This is a genomic window from Rothia sp. 27098_8_161, from assembly GCF_041432905.1.
Taxonomy (GTDB): domain Bacteria; phylum Actinomycetota; class Actinomycetes; order Actinomycetales; family Micrococcaceae; genus Rothia.
In genome coordinates this window covers 1-1,282 of sequence record NZ_JAPWAL010000052.1, presented here as the reverse complement: position 1 = coordinate 1,282, position 1,282 = coordinate 1, and the positions used below count along the sequence as shown (strand labels likewise).

2 protein-coding genes are annotated in these 1,282 nt (G+C 42.6%); both read right to left on the bottom strand.

The features are described from left to right. On the bottom strand, nt 1–518 hold a 518-nt coding region (locus tag O3648_RS08300), incomplete at its 3' end, for a hypothetical protein (protein ID WP_371569573.1). 47 nt (nt 519–565) lie between these two features. Next, on the bottom strand, nt 566–1,039 hold the full coding sequence (locus O3648_RS08295) for a DUF6423 family protein (protein ID WP_371569571.1): 474 nt from the start codon (nt 1,037–1,039) through the stop codon (nt 566–568). Nucleotides 1,040–1,282: the final 243 nt, after the last annotated feature.

Below are 1,282 nucleotides of genomic sequence, written 5' to 3'. Positions count from 1 at the left end.
TCATCCTCAATGTGCCTTTTTTCGAGTTCATGCAATTCAATCACATGACGCACGAACCCTTCAAAAACATCCATAGGAACTATGGATCGATGCCCCATGATTGACATTTTAACTTGTTCCCTTTCCGTCACAGTAAGGAAACTGTATTTAATTCGAGCAAAATCCACTAATTCACAATCGTGAACAAATTGGCAACCTGGATGATGTTCATATGGAGACCTCATTACATTTTGACCAATTGAATTACACATGGACAAAAATTTGTCGCCCAACCTTTTATGTGGATCAACAATTACATACTTTAATCCATCAACATGAAAGATAGATGAGGCAAGATTGATTCCAGACAAACCTCCCCCGACTATAACCACATCCAAATAACCTTCAGAATCGATATAGTCATGAAATGAGGGCATCTCCTGCAAATCAACTACATTTTTTAAAATTTCCTGCCTCCCCCTGGGACTATCCAACAAATATCCAGGTGGCACAAAAAAGTAATTTTTATAGTTACCCATACTTACCTCCTAAAATGCCTACCTATTACAAATAGGTAGGCATTTTACTAATAGCGAATTTCAACTGGAACAAAAATTTCGTAAGAAGAATCCAGAGTGTACCCCTCTAGAATTTCAGAGAAAATCTCATCAACAGGAGTTCCCTGAGGGCGATGCCTGCGTCCGTGGCTCATGTAAAACCGACGCGACGGAGCTCGAACGGTAAACTGCTTCAGGACTGCCTCTCCCGGTCGAACCTCTCCATCAAAGAATCCTAGCCTCCGATGATCAGCGCTATAGACGACCTGTGAGAACTGTTGCGAGATAGCTGGGCGAGCAACATCCTCCACAAATTCACCATCATCGTCCACGCTCATAATCCAGCTGCTCCATGATTGATTAGACAGGTTTGTCTCCACCTTAATGAAGGTCCACTCACCTTCTGAAGGCAAATCATAGGTAACCATGACCGCCCGGTCACTGGTTTCCAGAGTTCCAGAGACAAGAATTGTTCGAGTCTCAAGGAAAGCAACTGCAGTCATCTGAACATCACGTGAACGAATTTTCTCGGGTGACTGATATGGGGTCACCACTCCCGATGTAACCTGTGTCATATATAAAGCATCTCATGTGTACCACTCATAACTCGACACACAGGCACAACTTAAAGTAAAAAAGACAAAAACAAAATAAAGCCACGGCAAATTTTAGGCCTCCAGCCCCTCACTCCCACAGAAAAGCAGGAAGAACCACCCAATAACATGTAACAAACTGTTGTAAAAATG

Bases quoted from the DNA above. Each gene is read 5' to 3' on its own strand.
- O3648_RS08295 (WP_371569571.1), bottom strand. From the start codon at position 1,039: ATGACTGCAGTTGCTTTCCTTGAGACTCGAACAATTCTTGTCTCTGGA.